1 pseudogene is annotated in these 395 nt (G+C 70.9%); it reads left to right on the top strand.

What is annotated here, in order from left to right:
- A pseudogene (locus DEH69_RS28335) lies at positions 1–395 on the top strand (polyketide synthase); the annotation flags it as partial.

Below are 395 nucleotides of genomic sequence, written 5' to 3'. Positions count from 1 at the left end.
GTGCTGGCGGTGGTGCGCGGCATGGCCGTCAACCAGGACGGCGCGAGCAATGGCCTCACGGCGCCCAACGGCCCGGCCCAACGCCGGGTGATCAGGCAGGCGTTGGCCAACGCGCGGCTGTCCGCCGACCAGATCGACATGGTCGAGGGGCATGGCACCGGCACGACCCTGGGCGACCCGATCGAGGCGCAGGCGCTGCTTGCCACCTATGGCCAGGACCGCTCCGATGGACGTCCGCTGTGGCTTGGCTCGATCAAGTCCAACATCGGCCACACCCAGGCCGCCGCGGGCGTCGCCGGGATCATCAAGGTCATCGAGGCGATGCGGCACGGCGTCATGCCCAAGACGCTGCACGTGGACGAGCCCACGCCCCAGGTGGACTGGGAGGCGGGCGA

This window comes from Streptomyces sp. PT12, assembly GCF_003311645.1.
GTDB lineage: Bacteria > Actinomycetota > Actinomycetes > Streptomycetales > Streptomycetaceae > Streptomyces.
This window is presented reverse-complemented; position numbering and strand designations above follow the sequence as displayed.